The organism is Polaromonas sp. P5_D5, assembly GCF_054049435.1.
The window spans coordinates 454858-468783 of record NZ_JBFUMJ010000001.1 but is presented as its reverse complement, the minus strand read 5'-3'; the positions used below and the strand labels follow the sequence as shown (position 1 = coordinate 468783).

Annotated in this window: 17 protein-coding genes; 9 read left to right on the top strand and 8 right to left on the bottom strand. The window is 61.7% G+C overall.

What is annotated here, in order from left to right; all coding sequences use genetic code 11:
- Positions 1-97: 97 nt before the first annotated feature.
- Complete coding sequence (locus ACXJKE_RS02255) at positions 98-622, top strand: gamma carbonic anhydrase family protein (RefSeq protein WP_457278945.1); 525 nt, start codon at positions 98-100, stop codon at positions 620-622.
- 161 nt (positions 623-783) lie between these two features.
- On the top strand, positions 784-1752 hold the full coding sequence (gene hslO, locus ACXJKE_RS02250) for an Hsp33 family molecular chaperone HslO (protein ID WP_457278944.1): 969 nt from the start codon (positions 784-786) through the stop codon (positions 1750-1752).
- A 32-nt stretch (positions 1753-1784) separates the two neighbouring features.
- Here the strand turns inward: hslO and ACXJKE_RS02245 are convergent, their stop codons facing one another.
- The 6 genes from ACXJKE_RS02245 to ACXJKE_RS02220 all read right to left on the bottom strand — a co-directional run bounded on the left by ACXJKE_RS02245 (position 1785) and on the right by ACXJKE_RS02220 (position 6990).
- Positions 1785-2285 (bottom strand): hypothetical protein, encoded by a 501-nt coding sequence (locus ACXJKE_RS02245; protein ID WP_457278943.1) that lies wholly within the window; start codon positions 2283-2285, stop codon positions 1785-1787.
- 30 nt (positions 2286-2315) lie between these two features.
- Complete coding sequence (locus ACXJKE_RS02240; RefSeq protein ID WP_457278942.1) at positions 2316-2591, bottom strand: septum formation initiator family protein; 276 nt, start codon at positions 2589-2591, stop codon at positions 2316-2318.
- Between the two features lie 197 nt (positions 2592-2788).
- The gene (gene eno, locus ACXJKE_RS02235; RefSeq protein WP_457278941.1) at positions 2789-4072 is read right to left on the bottom strand and encodes a phosphopyruvate hydratase; all 1284 of its coding nucleotides are present in this window, start codon (positions 4070-4072) and stop codon (positions 2789-2791) included.
- Positions 4073-4099: 27 nt separating this feature from the next.
- Positions 4100-4405 (bottom strand): DUF1330 domain-containing protein, encoded by a 306-nt coding sequence (locus ACXJKE_RS02230; protein WP_457278940.1) that lies wholly within the window; start codon positions 4403-4405, stop codon positions 4100-4102.
- Positions 4406-4438: 33 nt separating this feature from the next.
- On the bottom strand, positions 4439-5296 hold the full coding sequence (gene kdsA / locus ACXJKE_RS02225; protein WP_457278939.1) for a 3-deoxy-8-phosphooctulonate synthase: 858 nt from the start codon (positions 5294-5296) through the stop codon (positions 4439-4441).
- Positions 5297-5298: 2 nt separating this feature from the next.
- Entirely contained in the window at positions 5299-6990 is a 1692-nt protein-coding gene (locus tag ACXJKE_RS02220) for a CTP synthase (protein WP_457278938.1), read from the bottom strand.
- 301 nt (positions 6991-7291) lie between these two features.
- Between ACXJKE_RS02220 and coaBC the strand changes: the two genes are divergently transcribed.
- From coaBC to ACXJKE_RS02200, 4 genes are all read left to right on the top strand, one after another.
- On the top strand, positions 7292-8563 hold the full coding sequence (gene coaBC, locus ACXJKE_RS02215; protein WP_457278937.1) for a bifunctional phosphopantothenoylcysteine decarboxylase/phosphopantothenate--cysteine ligase CoaBC: 1272 nt from the start codon (positions 7292-7294) through the stop codon (positions 8561-8563).
- Positions 8560-8988: a hypothetical protein gene (locus ACXJKE_RS02210; RefSeq protein ID WP_457278936.1), complete on the top strand. Its 429-nt coding sequence runs from the start codon at positions 8560-8562 to the stop codon at positions 8986-8988. Before coaBC ends, ACXJKE_RS02210 begins: the two co-directional genes overlap by 4 nt.
- Before the next feature lie 3 nt (positions 8989-8991).
- Positions 8992-9438 carry a dUTP diphosphatase gene (dut, locus tag ACXJKE_RS02205; RefSeq protein WP_457278935.1) on the top strand — a complete coding sequence of 149 codons (447 nt, stop codon included), beginning with the start codon at positions 8992-8994 and terminating at the stop codon, positions 9436-9438.
- Between the two features lie 231 nt (positions 9439-9669).
- The gene (locus ACXJKE_RS02200) at positions 9670-10179 is read left to right on the top strand and encodes a glycine zipper 2TM domain-containing protein (protein ID WP_457278934.1); all 510 of its coding nucleotides are present in this window, start codon (positions 9670-9672) and stop codon (positions 10177-10179) included.
- Between the two features lie 83 nt (positions 10180-10262).
- Here ACXJKE_RS02200 and ACXJKE_RS02195 read toward each other — a convergent pair whose 3' ends face one another.
- The gene (locus ACXJKE_RS02195; RefSeq protein ID WP_457278933.1) at positions 10263-10787 is read right to left on the bottom strand and encodes an FKBP-type peptidyl-prolyl cis-trans isomerase; all 525 of its coding nucleotides are present in this window, start codon (positions 10785-10787) and stop codon (positions 10263-10265) included.
- A 14-nt stretch (positions 10788-10801) separates the two neighbouring features.
- On the opposite strand from ACXJKE_RS02195, the gene ACXJKE_RS02190 reads away from it, so the two are divergent.
- The 3 genes from ACXJKE_RS02190 (at position 10802) to ACXJKE_RS02180 (ending at position 13027) form a co-directional block, all read left to right on the top strand.
- Positions 10802-12031 carry a JmjC domain-containing protein gene (locus tag ACXJKE_RS02190; protein WP_457278932.1) on the top strand — a complete coding sequence of 410 codons (1230 nt, stop codon included), beginning with the start codon at positions 10802-10804 and terminating at the stop codon, positions 12029-12031.
- A 30-nt stretch (positions 12032-12061) separates the two neighbouring features.
- Positions 12062-12577: a hypothetical protein gene (locus tag ACXJKE_RS02185; protein ID WP_457278931.1), complete on the top strand. Its 516-nt coding sequence runs from the start codon at positions 12062-12064 to the stop codon at positions 12575-12577.
- Positions 12578-12796: 219 nt separating this feature from the next.
- A complete protein-coding gene (locus ACXJKE_RS02180) occupies positions 12797-13027 on the top strand; it encodes a hypothetical protein (protein ID WP_457278930.1) in 231 nt (76 codons plus the stop codon).
- A 106-nt stretch (positions 13028-13133) separates the two neighbouring features.
- On the opposite strand, the gene ACXJKE_RS02175 is transcribed toward ACXJKE_RS02180, so the two are convergent.
- Positions 13134-13907 carry an MBL fold metallo-hydrolase gene (locus ACXJKE_RS02175; RefSeq protein WP_457278929.1) on the bottom strand — a complete coding sequence of 258 codons (774 nt, stop codon included), beginning with the start codon at positions 13905-13907 and terminating at the stop codon, positions 13134-13136.
- Between the last annotated feature and the right edge of the window lie 19 nt (positions 13908-13926).

Below are 13926 nucleotides of genomic sequence, written 5' to 3'. Positions count from 1 at the left end.
GCTGAATGACAGGGGAAGCTGCCTCCTTACAATCGGTGCATAGCCGCCACGCTCTTTCCCGTTTGTGGCCTTTGGCTTTAATTTTGAGTGAGAACGCATGGCTATTTATCAATTGGACAAGCTGACCCCCACCGTTCCTGCGTCTGCCTGGGTGGCCGACAACGCCCAGGTGATCGGCGATGTGCGGCTTGGCGAAGACTGCAGCGTCTGGTTTGGCGTGGTGATCCGGGGCGACACCGAAACCATCACGGTGGGCCGGGGCACCAATGTCCAGGACAACAGCGTGCTGCATGCCGACATGGGCGTGCCCCTTACCCTCGGGGAAGACGTCACGGTCGGCCACCAGGTCATGCTGCACGGCTGTACCATCGGCGATGGTTCGCTGATCGGCATCCAGGCGGTTGTGCTCAATCACGCAAAGATCGGCAAGAACTGCCTGGTCGGGGCGGGCTCCGTGGTCACCGAAGGCAAGGAATTCCCGGACGGCTCCCTGATCATCGGCAGCCCCGCCAAAGCGGTAAGGCAGCTTTCCCCCGAGCAGATCGAGGGTTTAAAAATGATCGCGAAGCACTATATAGAAAATGCCCAGCGCTACAAGGCCGGGCTCAAGAAAATCGCCTGAACGGCACTTAAGCATGATCAAACCCAATAAATACACACAGAGCGCTAGCGTCGGAGTTCCCATTCCAGCAGGGGCCGCGGAACCGGCTTCGCCGGGCCGCAGGCGCAGCGGCCCCCTCGGGGGGCAGGGAGCTACACGAAGTGAGCGACCGTGGGGGCCCAATGTCTGAGTTGCATAAATTCATCTTTGAAGGCCTGCCGGTTCGCGGCATGCTGGTTCGCCTGACCGATTCCTGGCAGGAAATCCTCAAGCGCAGACAGGCGGCCGGCGGCTACCCGGCCGAGGTCATGCAGCTGTTGGGCGAAATGACGGCCGCCGGCGCGCTGATGCAGAGCAACATCAAGTTCAATGGTGCGCTCATTCTTCAGATCTTCGGCGACGGCCCGGTCAAGCTGGCCGTGGCCGAGGTTCAGCCCGACCTGAGCTTGCGCGCCACCGCCACGGTGACGGGTACGGTCGATGCGGGCAGTTCGCTGAGCCAGCTGGTCAACGTGAGCAATCAGGGGCGCTGCGCGATCACGCTGGACCCCAAGGACAAGTTGCCGGGGCACCAGGCCTACCAGGGTGTGGTGCCGCTTTTTGGCGATCAGCGCGAGAAGATTGAGAACCTGGCGGAAGTGCTTGAGCATTACATGCTGCAAAGTGAGCAGCTCGACACCAAACTGATTCTGGCAGCCGACGGCAAGGTGGCTACCGGCCTGCTGATCCAGCGGCTGCCGGTCAAAGGCCAGGGGAACCTTGAAGGCCAGATCGACCGGGACGCCAACGAAGACCAGATCGGCGTCAATGAAGACTACAAACGTATTGCCATGCTGGCCGGCACGCTCAAGCGCGAAGAGCTTTTAACTCTCGATGCCGACACGATCCTGCGCCGCCTTTTCTGGGAAGAGCAGGTCACCCGGTTTGAACCCGCCACCCCCAGTTTTGCCTGCAGCTGTTCGCGCGACCGTGTGGGCAACATGCTGCGCAGCCTGGGTACAGACGAAATCGAAAGCATCATTTCCGAACGTGGCAAGGTCGCGGTTGGGTGCGAATTTTGCGGCGCACAGTATGAATTTGACCCGGTGGATGCGGCGCAGCTTTTCACCAGCCAGACCAACCAGCAGCCACCCACGTCCACCGTGCAATAGTTTCGTCGGCCGCGCTGCGGCAGGGCAATGCTTCAAGCGGTTGCTGCAGCGCGCTCCGCCAGCAGGTCGCTGAGCAGGCGGTGCTCACAAGCAGGATCGCTGCACTTTTCGCAGACCCACACCCAGGCCTTCCTGCTTTTTTGGGGGCTTGCTGTCGCGCCGGGCGTGCTTCGGGTGAAAGTCGGGGCACGGGGCCGCAGACTTTGCGCGGCCTCCAGCGCCCGGGCAAGGCGCTGCTCTGCGGTCCCGTACATCACGCGATAGGGAATGCCCGCGTGCGACAGGGTTGCACGAATCGACTGGTCGGCGCTGTGTTGAAGTTGCCGGCGTTCATCGGCCGTTGTTGCCGCCTGCACTTCTTCCAGTCCCATGAGCAGCGTCAGCCCAAAGCTGGGGAGGTCGGCAGGAAGGGACGCGGCATCGGTCACGGCTACGGTGGCTTCGTGCCCCGAGATTTTCAGGGCGCAGTCCAGCGCAGCGGCAAGCTGTCTCTTTCCGGTAAGTGGAGCGCCGGTAACGGCAATTTTCAGCACGGGTACTTTCGCAGGCTGGATACCCAGGGCTTACTTGGTCACCTGCACGAAGATTTCATTCGGCTTGACCATTCCGAGTTCGATCCGGGCTTTTTCTTCGACCATTTCGAGCCCCTCCTTCAGGTCTCGGACTTCTGCAGCGAGCTGGTCATTGGCAGCCTGCGCCTGAACGTTTTTGGCGAGCTGCTCGGTCAGCCGGTGCTGCATGTCGCGCACGCTGGGAATGCTGCCCCGGCCGATCCAGAGTTGCGCGTGGAATATGGCTAGCAGCGCAATCAGGATGGCGGGGACGAGTCGGTTTCCCATGCCTATGCTTGAGGGTGATGATTAAAGGACAAGGTTTTTTCGCCGGGCCGCCCCAAGAAAAAACGCGCCCCCTCGGGGGGCAGCGAAGTACGCGAAGCGACGAGCGTGGGGGCTGACTTTTCGCCGGGCCGCCCCAAGAAAAAACGCGCCCCCCCGGGGGGCAGCGAAGTACGCGAAGCGACGAGCGTGGGGGCCATTTACCGGAGGTTATAAAAGGCCGCGCGGCCCGGATAGGTGGCGATGTCACCCAGGTCTTCTTCGATGCGCAGCAGCTGGTTGTACTTGGCCATGCGGTCCGAGCGCGAGAGTGAACCGGTCTTGATCTGGCCCGCATTGGTGCCCACGGCGATGTCGGCAATCGTGGAGTCTTCGGTTTCGCCCGAACGATGGCTGATGACGGCGGTGTAGCCGGCGCGCTTGGCCATCTCGATGGCGGCAAAGGTCTCGGTCAGCGTGCCGATCTGGTTGATCTTGATCAGGATGGAGTTGGCAATCTGCTTGTCGATGCCTTCCTTGAGGATCTTGGTGTTGGTGACGAACAGGTCGTCGCCGACCAGCTGCACCTTTTTGCCCAGGCGTTCGGTCAGGGTCTTCCAGCCGTCCCAGTCGCCTTCGGCCATACCGTCTTCGATGCTGATGATGGGGTATTTGTCGACCCAGGTTGCCAGGATGTTGGTCCATTCGGTGGCGTCCAGGCTCAGGCCTTCTGCGCCCAGGACGTATTTGCCGTCCTTGTAGAACTCCGACGCTGCGCAATCGAGGCCCAGGGCAATTTGTTCGCCGGCCACATAACCAGCGGCGTCGATGGCCTCCAGGATCATCTGGATGGCCGATTCATGGTTGGCCACATTGGGTGCAAAGCCGCCTTCGTCGCCGACGGCCACACTCATGCCCTTGTCGTGCAGGATTTTCTTGAGCGCATGAAACACTTCAGCACCGTAGCGCACGGCCTCGCGAAAGCTTGGTGCGCCCACGGGAATGATCATCAGTTCCTGCAGGTCCAGGTTGTTGTTGGCATGCGCGCCGCCGTTGACGACGTTCATCATGGGCACGGGCATCTGCATGGCACCGCTGCCGCCGAAGTAGCGGTACAGGGGCAGGCCGGCTTCTTCAGCTGCTGCGCGTGCCACGGCCATGCTGACGGCCAGCGTGGCGTTGGCGCCCAGGCGCGATTTGTTGTCGGTACCGTCCAGGTCAATCAGCGTGCGGTCCAGGAAGGCCTGTTCGCTGGCGTCCAGGCCCAGCACGGCTTCGGAGATTTCGGTGTTGATGTGTTCGACGGCCTTGAGCACGCCTTTGCCGAGGTAGCGCGACTTGTCGCCGTCGCGCAACTCAATGGCTTCACGCGAACCGGTGGACGCGCCCGAAGGCACTGCAGCACGGCCCATGACGCCGGACTCCAGCAGCACGTCGCACTCAACGGTAGGGTTGCCACGGCTGTCGAGAATTTCGCGGCCGACGATATCAACAATTGCGCTCATTAGGTTCCTTTTTTTGTAGAGAGGGGATCAGACCGGGGCGGCAACGCCTTCGACCAGGACCATATTGAAAAACTCGGTGGCGCCAGCACGCTTGGCACGCGCGGCGCGGTACATTTCGTCGTCATAAAAGGCCTTGGCCTTTTCGTAGCTGGGAAAGCGCAGCATGGCGACGCGTGCAGGTTGCCAGGTGCCTTCCAGCGCCTCAAACTTGCCACCGCGCACCAGGTATTCGCCCCCAGCGGCCGCAACCGCGGCAGGCGCGGCCGCCATGTACTGCTTGTACTGCTCGGGGTCGGTGATCTTCATGTCGACAATGATGTAGGCGAATGTCATGGCTTGTGTAGGTTTCCGGGATGGATCGCTGGCTCAGGCGCTGAAGTTGTTTTCGAGGAAGCCGTTTTTCTTGGTGACACGATCCAGCTCGAACAGTGTTTCCAGCAGCGCCTTCATGTGCTTGAGTGGCACAGCGTTGGGACCGTCGCACAGGGCTTTGGCCGGGTCCGGGTGGGTTTCCATGAACAGGCCAGAGACGCCGACGGCCACTGCGGCACGCGCCAGCACCGGCACCATCTCGCGTACACCACCGCTGCTGGTGCCTTGGCCGCCGGGCAGCTGCACCGAGTGGGTCGCGTCAAACACGACCGGCGCGTTGGTCTCCCGCATGATGGCCAGGCTGCGCATGTCGCTGACCAGATTGTTGTAGCCAAAGCTGGCGCCGCGTTCGCAGGCCATGAAGTTGTCTTCCGGCAGACCGGCCGCCTTGACGGCCGCGCGCGCCTTGGTGATGACGTTCTTCATGTCGCCCGGGGCCATGAATTGGCCCTTCTTGATATTGACCGGCAGGCCGGACAGCGCGACGGCGTGGATGAAGTCGGTCTGGCGGCACAGCAGGGCCGGCGTTTGCAGCACATCGACGACCTTGGCGACCTGGGCGATCTGGTCTTCGGAATGGATGTCGGTCAGCACCGGCACGCCAATTTCCTTTTTGACCTTGGCCAGGATCTCCAGTCCTTTTTCCGTGCCCAGTCCACGAAAGGCCGTCTCGCTGGTGCGATTGGCCTTGTCGAAACTGCTCTTGAAGATGAAGGGAATACCCAGCGAGGAAGTGATTTCCTTGAGCGTACCGGCGGTGTCCATCTGCAATTGCTCGGACTCCACCACGCAGGGGCCGGCGATGAGGAAGAAGGGTTGGTTCAGGCCAATGTCGAATCCGCAGAGTTTCATGGTCAGGCTACCGCCTTGAGGGGCTTGGCGGCAGCTTTCGGGTCCTGGCCTGCCGTGGCGCGCTGTTGGAGTACGGCCGCAATATAGGCATTGAACAGCGGGTGGCCATCCCAAGGCGTGGACTTGAACTCGGGGTGGAACTGCACGCCGACAAACCAGGGGTGGACGTCTTGCGGCAGCTCGACGATTTCGGTGAGTTGCTCGCGCTGCGTTAGCGCGGAGATGACCAGGCCCGACGCACGCAGGGCATCGAGGTAGTTGACGTTGGCTTCATAGCGGTGGCGGTGGCGTTCTGTCACCACGTCACCATAAATTTTGTGGGCCAGCGTGCCGGCTGCGACGTCCGAGCTTTGCGCGCCCAGGCGCATGGTGCCGCCCAGGTCGGATTTGGCATTGCGTGTCTTGATCGTGCCGTCGGCGTCTTTCCACTCGGTGATCAGCGCGATCACGGGGTGCGGTGTGGCGGGGTCGAACTCGGTGCTGTTGGCGTCCTTCAGGCCAGCCACATGGCGCGCGAATTCGATGGTCGCTACCTGCATGCCCAGGCAGATGCCAAGGTAAGGCATCTTTTGCTCGCGGGCGAAGCGGGCCGCGCAGATCTTGCCTTCGACGCCGCGTATGCCGAAGCCGCCGGGCACCAGGATGCCGTCAAAGCGCGCCAGGCGCGAGACATTGTCCTGCGTGATGGTTTCGGAGTCGACATACTCGATGACCACCTTGGCGTGGTTCTTCATGCCGGCGTGGCGCAGGGCTTCGTTAAGCGACTTGTAGCTGTCTGAAAGGTCTACGTACTTGCCGACCATGGCGATGTGCACTTCGGTCTGCGGATGCTCGGTCTCGTAGACCAGGTCGTCCCAGCGCTTGAGGTTGGCCGGTGGCGTGTTCAGGCGTAGCTTGTCGCAGATCAGGCCGTCCAGGCCCTGTTCGTGCAGCATGCGGGGCACTTTGTAAATGGTGTCGACGTCCCACATCGAGATCACGCCCCACTCGGGAACGTTGGAGAACAGCGAGATTTTTTCGCGCTCTTCGTTGGGAATGCGGCGGTCGGCACGGCACAGCAGCACGTCGGCCTGGATGCCGATTTCACGCAGTTGCTTGGCGGTGTGCTGGGTCGGCTTGGTCTTGAGCTCGCCGGCGGCGGCGATCCAGGGCACGTAGCTCAGGTGAACGAAGGCGGTGTTGTTGGCGCCCAGGCGCAGGCTCATCTGGCGCACGGCTTCAAGAAAGGGCAGGGACTCGATGTCGCCGACGGTGCCGCCGATTTCGACGATGGCCACGTCGACCGCATCAGCCGTCTCGTAGCCGGCGCCGCGCTTGACGAATTCCTGGATTTCGTTGGTGACGTGCGGGATGACCTGCACGGTCTTGCCCAGGTAGTCGCCACGGCGTTCTTTCTCAAGCACGCTTTTGTAGATCTGGCCGGTGGTGAAGTTGTTGGCCTTGCGCATGCGCGTTTCGATGAAACGCTCATAGTGGCCGAGATCCAGGTCGGTCTCGGCGCCGTCGTCGGTCACAAAAACTTCGCCATGCTGGAAGGGCGACATGGTGCCCGGATCCACATTCAGGTAGGGATCGAGCTTGATTAAAGTGACTTTGAGGCCTCGCGATTCGAGGATCGCAGCTAAGGAGGCTGAGGCGATTCCCTTGCCCAGGGAAGACACCACACCGCCGGTGACGAAGACAAATTTGGTCATGTCAGGTACGAACCGCAAGTTCGTAGAGGTGGTAAACGGAGATTATACGGGTTGCCCGCCGGGTTACTTCTTGCAGGGGATACTGAATTTCAGCCCACAGCTGTTCGGGCTTGCACGGTGGCTCGCAGCCCACGTAAGGCTGGCCGGTGTTGACCAAGCAAGCCGGGGCCGCGGAACCGGCTTAGCCGGGCCGCAGGCGCAGCGCCCCCTCGGGGGGCAGCGCATTACGCGAAGCGAAAAGCGTGGGGGCCTTTCCTCCAACTGAGATACATTGCGGAACATGACGAATCAAGTGAATCCCATGGGAAGCGGCCCGGACGGCAATGAAGCCCTGGACTTGGCCGGCAGACACATCGTGCTGGGCCTGTCGGGTGGCATTGCATGCTACAAGGCCGCTGAACTGTGCCGGGCGCTGATCAAGGCGGGTGCCACGGTGCAGGTAGTCATGACCGAAGCTGCCGAGCAGTTCATCACGCCCGTCACCATGCAGGCCCTGAGCGGACGGCCGGTCTACACCAGCCAGTGGGACAGCCGTGAAGCGAACAACATGGCGCACATCAACCTGTCGCGCGAATCCGATGCGATCCTGGTTGCGCCCATGAGCGCCGATTTCATGGCCAAGCTGCTTCATGGGCGTGCCGACGACCTGCTCAGCCTGATGTGCCTGGCCCGGCCCATCGACAACGTGCCGCTGCTGGTGGCGCCGGCCATGAACCGTGAGATGTATGCGCACCCGGCGACCCAGCGCAATTTTGTGCAGCTGGCCGGTGATGGTGCCACGGTGCTGGGCGTGGGTAGTGGTTTTCAGGCCTGCGGTGAGACCGGCGACGGACGCATGCTGGAGCCTGAGCAGATCCTCGAAGACCTTATTGCCTTCTTTGCGCCCCAGGTGCTGGCTGGACAGCGTGTGCTGGTCACGGCCGGCCCGACCTATGAGGCCATAGATCCCGTGCGCGGCATCACCAACCTGTCGAGCGGGAAAATGGGTTTCGCCATTGCGCGGGCGGCGCACGAAGCAGGAGCAGAGGTCACTCTTGTTGCGGGCCCGGTCGGGCTGTCAACGCCACGCGGGGTCAATCGCATTGACGTCAAATCTGCACAAAATATGCTTGAAGCCGTTACAGGGCGTGCGCAAGCAGCTACTATTTTTATAGCAACTGCGGCTGTCGCTGACTGGCGGCCGGCCGCGCCTTCAACGCAGAAGATCAAGAAAGACGGCTCCGGCCAGACGCCGCAGCTGGTGTTTACCGAAAACACGGACATCCTGGCCACTGTCGCCCAGTCACCCGCCGCCCAGGCCGGCCGGTTATTCTGCGTGGGTTTTGCCGCTGAAAGCCATGACCTGGCCGACAACGCCGGGGCCAAGCGCCTGCGCAAAAAAGTGCCGCTGCTGGTCGGAAACATCGGCCCCGACACTTTCGGTCAGGACCACAACGCGTTGCTGCTGGTAGATGCGGAGGGTAGCACCGCGCTGCCCAGGGCTTCCAAGCTCTCGCTGGCGCGCCGTCTGGTGCAGGAGATCGCCGCCCGGATGGCGGCCGGGCCATCGCACGGAAAGGCGGCTGCACCATGAATCACCCCTCGGACACACCGCCTGACGGTGATTTCGCCAGCTACGTGGAGCGCCTGACGGGGGCCAATGCCGCTGCGGGAGTGCGTGAGGATTTGCTCAAACCCCAGGCGGGTGTTTCCGCCAACCCCCGGTTTTCAGCGAGTTCAGGCACGCCTTCGGTGAAGGCTGCGCTGGCGCCTTTGGCTGGCATGTCCTTCCTCAGCCACGTTAGATGGGTAGTAGTGTTGTGGATCGCTACCCAGGCGCTCTCCGAAGTGCTGCCCGGCGCGGGCTTTTTGTTTTTGCCCGCGCTGCTGGTCTATGGGGCCTGGGTGGTCTTCAAGGCCAACCGCAACTCCTCGGGTGCGCTGGTCCAGCGGCTGCGCGAGCTCGCCCGGCAGGCCGCCGAAGAGGCGCAAAAAAATCAACAACCGAAGAAAAAATAATTCATGCTCATCGACGTCAAGATTCTCGACCCCCGCCTTCAGGACAACCTTCCTGCTTACGCCACGCCCGGCAGCGCCGGCCTGGACCTGCGCGCCTGCCTGGAGGCGCCCCTGACGCTGGCCGCCAACGCGTGGCAACTGGTACCGACCGGCATTGCGATCTACCTGCACAACCCCGGCTATGCCGCGCTCATCCTGCCGCGCTCGGGGCTGGGCCACAAGCACGGCATCGTGCTGGGCAACCTGGTCGGCCTGATCGACAGTGATTACCAAGGGCAGCTGATGGTCAGCGCCTGGAACCGCAGCGATGTGCCATTCACCATTGAGCCGATGGAGCGGATCGCCCAGCTGATGATCGTGCCGGTGGTGCAGGCGCAGTTCAATGTGGTGGCGGAATTTCCCGCCAGTGAGCGTGGCGAAGGCGGGTACGGCTCCACGGGCAAAGCCTGACCGCCTGAACGGCTGGCGCTGGCGGGCAAAAGGCGTCAGGGGAGGGTGTTTTCCTACAACCCCTGCGACACGGCTCCCACGCCGCGACAGCTCTAATCCCCACCTTGTATTTGCTGCGGCGTGCCCTTAATGGGTCATGGGAGTCTCCGCGCTCCTGGTATCGGCTTCTCGCTAGCGTGAAGCCGATGGCAGGGGCCGGGAAGCTCATGAACTTATTAACAGGAGAGACTCATGCAAAACACATTCCGCTTTATTTCCTCGGCTTCCGCTGTGCTGGCACTGGTGGGCTTGGCTGCTTGCGCGCCCATGAGCCCCAGCGGCGATTCGTCCTACCCGGCCACCACCTCAACCTATCCCGCTTCTTCGTCCTATCCCGCCAATCAGCAGAATGCTTATGTTGAGTACGGACGGGTCATCAATGTGGAAGCCATCCAGACTACGGAAAAGGGCCGCGGCTCTGGCGTGGGTGCTGTCCTGGGCGGTGTGGCGGGTGCTGTGGTGGGTCACCAGATCGGTGGCGGCAGCGGCAAGGATGCTGCAACCGTGGTGGGTGCGGTGGGCGGCGCAGTGGCCGGCAACGCCATTGAAAAGAACCGCAATGCGACCATTCGTGAAAGCTATCGCGTCTCCGTGCAACTGGACAATGGCAGCTCACGCGCCTACGACGTGCCCAGCTACGGCAACCTTCGCGTGGGAGACCGCGTAAAGATCGAAAACGGCCAGATCAACCGGGTCATGTAAAGCTGCGGTTCCTCCGCATATGAAGAGCCGGCTACTCCCGCAGGGAAGGGCCGGCTTTTTTACGCCTGGGAATTGCACGCGTCTCAGTGCAGCGTGCCACTTCCCGGTGTGATCGGCTCAAGTTTGAAAAAACCGGTACCAAGTGAGCCCTGGCCGATTTCCTCTTCGCTGGCTTCGCGCACGGCTTCAACCTTGAGGTTCAACCGGATGGCAATGCCCGCAAGGGGATGGTTGCCATCGAGCACGACGTGATCGGGGTAGATCTCGGTCACGGTGTAAATATGATCATGAGGCGCTTGCCCGCTGCTTCCTGGCGGAAGGGCCATGCCGTCGAAGGTCATGCCTTCTTCCAGTTCGGCTGGAAAAATCTTGCGGGGTTCGAGGAAAACCAGATTCTCGTCGTAGTCACCGAAGGCGTTTTCGGGCTCAAGGTGCAGCTCAAGCTTCTCTCCGGCTTCATGGCCTTGCAGTGCCTCCTCGATCTTCGCGAGGAGATCATCGCCGCCGAGTAAAAACTCGATGGGTTCGTCCAGCTCGTCCAGCACATCGCCCAGAGTGTCTTTCAGCGTCCATGTCAGGGCTACGACGCATTGCGGGGTGATTTTCATCCGACAATTGTCCCATGGATGTAAATCAATCTCTAGAGCTCCTCGCCGGCCTGAGCCCGGCGCAATTCATGCGCCGGCACTGGCAAAAAAAGCCGCTTCTCATCCGCCAGGCGCTGCCGGGGCTGCAACCTGTGCTCAGCCGCGCAGCACTGTTCAGGCTCGCGTCGCGTGAGCAAGTCGAGTCCCGGCTGATCGTCCAGCAGCCCAAGGGATGGCGGATGAAACAGGGGCCTTTTGCCGCGCGAAGCCTCCCGCCGCTGAGCCAGAAAGCCTGGACCTTGCTGGTGCAGGGGGTGGACCTGCATGACGCCGGCGCGCATGCGCTTTTGCAGAAGTTCCGTTTTGTGCCTGATGCCCGGCTCGACGACCTGATGATTTCGTTTGCCACGCCCGGCGGCGGCGTTGGGCCGCACTTTGACAGCTATGACGTGTTCCTGCTGCAGGCCAGCGGCCGGCGGCGATGGAAGATCGGGCGGCAGAAAGACCTGACGCTGCAGGAAGGCGTGCCGCTGAAAATCCTCCAGAATTTTGTTCCTGAGGAAGAGTTTGTACTGGAAGCGGGCGACATGCTCTACCTGCCTCCGCGCTATGCCCACGACGGCATTGCCGAGGCGTCGCTGCAGGCCGACGGAAAACCTGCAGATTGCATGACATATTCCATCGGATTCAGGTCGCCTGCACAGGGGGAACTTGCCGCGGAACTGCTGCATCGCCTGGCCGAGTTCACTGAGGACGATCGCCATGAGGGTGATGAATCTGCCGCGGAAGAACTCGGCCGCAAGGCACGGCCCCGCCTGTACCGCGATGCGGGGCAGGCCGCAACCCCAACACCGGCCGCCATGCCGTCAGAGCTCACGGCCTTCGCCGGCCAGGCGGTTCTGGACGCGTTGAAAGATCCCCTGGCCGTGGCTTGCGCCCTGGGCGAATACATGACCGAACCCAAGCCTTCGGTATGGTTTGATGAGGTGGAGTGCGAGTGGGATGCCGATGCGGCGCGGCAGGGGAGTGCCGGCGTGCATCTCGACACACGCACGCGGATGATGTATGACAGCGACCATGTGTTTATCAATGGCGAAAGCTATCGCGCCAAAGGTGCCGATGCTGCCCTGATGCACCGCCTGGCCGACCAGCGCAGCCTGGCCCCCCGGGAGCTGCGCAAGGCTGGCGCATCTGCCATCGCGCTGCTGGGCGACTGGCACGACGCGGGCTGGTTGCGGCAGACGCTGCCTGCGGAAGACGACTGACCTGATTGCCAAACAGCCTGGAGACGTTTTATGGATACGGAAAAAACCAGTTCTGCCCTGCCGCCCGCCTTGCTGGAAGGCCGGTTTACCGGCCGCAGCGATTTCACGGAGTTGATCAGGAAGTCGCTTTCAGCGGCAGCCGCACAGGGGTGGCGTGAAATCATTGTGTGCGATCCCGATTTCGAAGACTGGCCCCTGGGAGAACGTGCAGTCGTTCAGGCGCTGAATGATTGGTCCATGACGGGCCGGAAATTCACGATGCTGGCCAAAAACTACGATGAAGTGGTCAGACGGCACGCCCGGTTCGTCACCTGGCGGCGTACCTGGGCGCACATTGTGGAATGCCGTGCCAATACGTCGGGTGCGGCGGACGATATGCCCAGCGCCTTGCTCGGCCCCGGCTGGGTCTTTGAGCGGCTGGATGTGCAGCGCTGCACTGGCATTGCCGGCTCTGAGGTTGCGAGGCGGGTGGCGTTGAGGGAGCGCATCAATGAGCGTTTGCTGAAAAGTTCGCCGTCGTTCCCCGCCACCACGCTGGGGCTTTAAGGCGGGCATTTGTGCGTCTGAGGGCGCTACAGGCCTGTAAAGGCTGGCTTAGGGTTTTCCGGCTTGCGTTCCCATTTGTAATATCCGGCATATAATTTAAAGCTGGGTAGAAAGAGCTCGAGTCCTTTCCCCGGTCAAAAATAACTTGAATTCCGGTTTGGGTTTTCTTTTGGCAATTTCCGGAAATTGTTTTCTTAAATATCATCAAGGATCGTAAAAATGAACAAGTCACTCGTTTTGGCAGCTATCGTTGCCGCTGTTGCTCTGGCTGCTTGCGGCAAGAAAGAAGAAGCTCCAGCACCAGCTCCAGTTGCTGCACCAGCTCCAGCCCCTGCTGCTGACGCATCGGCTCCTGCCGCTGCCGCATCTGCACCTGCATCGGCACCTGCTGCTGACGCTGCTGCCGCTGCTGCCGCTGCTACCGCCGCTCCAGCCAGCGCTGCGAAGTAATTCTTCAGCGAGTCGAAAAAAGCCGCCGCGAGGCGGCTTTTTTTATGGGCGCTTGTTTGCCGCGATGGCCGGTATGCACCCGCATTGCAGGGCCCACGACCCTTCCTCAGATATGGATCCAGCGTGTGCCGACGTCGGGCCTGGCCACAATAATGTCTTCTGCGCCACAGCCCAGGGCCTCGGCCATCAGGGCTTGCACCAGCTCCGGCCGGTTGTTTTGCGCGCTGAGATGGGCTGCCACCAGGTGGCGTAGCCCCTGATGCATGACGCCGCGGGCGACATCCGCAGCGGCCGTATTGGAAAGATGCCCAAATTGGCCGCCCACCCGCCGCTTCAGGAATGCGGGATAGGACGATTGGGCCAGCATGTCGGAATCGTGGTTGCACTCCAGCATCAGGGCGTCGCAGCCCCCAAGGTGTTCCAGTACATGCGAAGTGGCATGACCGAGATCAGTGAGGATTCCCAGCTTTGCCGAGCCATCGGTGCAGCTGAGCTGCAAGGGTTCCCGGGCATCGTGGGGCACCGTAAAAGGCGTCAGCTGCATGCCGCCGAGGTCAATGGCTTTCCCGTCGCGCGCCTTGTGCAGCAACCCGTCAAAATCTGGTGCCCCTATGCCTGCGTGGGTGCCATGGCTCATCCAGACCGGGATCCGGTAGCGAAGCGACAGTGACCGCGCGCAGCCGATGTGGTCACCGTGCTCATGGGTGATGAACACGGCGTGGATGTCTTCGGGTTGCAGGCCCGCCTCACCGAGCCTGTAGAGCAGGTGCTTGAGCCCCAACCCGCAGTCGACAAGAATGCGAAGCGGCGTGATCCCCGACGCTTCAACCAGTGTGGCATTGCCTGAACTGCCACTGCCCAGGCTTTTGAACCTCAGCACACCGGTATGGAATCTTCAG

Coding starts and splice junctions, on each gene's coding strand:
- ACXJKE_RS02255 (WP_457278945.1), top strand. CDS start 98: ATGGCTATTTATCAATTGGACAAGCTGACCCCCACCGTTCCTGCGTCT.
- hslO (WP_457278944.1), top strand. CDS start 784: ATGTCTGAGTTGCATAAATTCATCTTTGAAGGCCTGCCGGTTCGCGGC.
- ACXJKE_RS02240 (WP_457278942.1), bottom strand. CDS start 2,591: ATGGGAAACCGACTCGTCCCCGCCATCCTGATTGCGCTGCTAGCCATA.
- eno (WP_457278941.1), bottom strand. CDS start 4,072: ATGAGCGCAATTGTTGATATCGTCGGCCGCGAAATTCTCGACAGCCGT.
- ACXJKE_RS02230 (WP_457278940.1), bottom strand. CDS start 4,405: ATGACATTCGCCTACATCATTGTCGACATGAAGATCACCGACCCCGAG.
- kdsA (WP_457278939.1), bottom strand. CDS start 5,296: ATGAAACTCTGCGGATTCGACATTGGCCTGAACCAACCCTTCTTCCTC.
- ACXJKE_RS02220 (WP_457278938.1), bottom strand. CDS start 6,990: ATGACCAAATTTGTCTTCGTCACCGGCGGTGTGGTGTCTTCCCTGGGC.
- coaBC (WP_457278937.1), top strand. CDS start 7,292: ATGGGAAGCGGCCCGGACGGCAATGAAGCCCTGGACTTGGCCGGCAGA.
- ACXJKE_RS02210 (WP_457278936.1), top strand. CDS start 8,560: ATGAATCACCCCTCGGACACACCGCCTGACGGTGATTTCGCCAGCTAC.
- dut (WP_457278935.1), top strand. CDS start 8,992: ATGCTCATCGACGTCAAGATTCTCGACCCCCGCCTTCAGGACAACCTT.
- ACXJKE_RS02200 (WP_457278934.1), top strand. CDS start 9,670: ATGCAAAACACATTCCGCTTTATTTCCTCGGCTTCCGCTGTGCTGGCA.
- ACXJKE_RS02195 (WP_457278933.1), bottom strand. CDS start 10,787: ATGAAAATCACCCCGCAATGCGTCGTAGCCCTGACATGGACGCTGAAA.
- ACXJKE_RS02190 (WP_457278932.1), top strand. CDS start 10,802: ATGGATGTAAATCAATCTCTAGAGCTCCTCGCCGGCCTGAGCCCGGCG.
- ACXJKE_RS02185 (WP_457278931.1), top strand. CDS start 12,062: ATGGATACGGAAAAAACCAGTTCTGCCCTGCCGCCCGCCTTGCTGGAA.
- ACXJKE_RS02180 (WP_457278930.1), top strand. CDS start 12,797: ATGAACAAGTCACTCGTTTTGGCAGCTATCGTTGCCGCTGTTGCTCTG.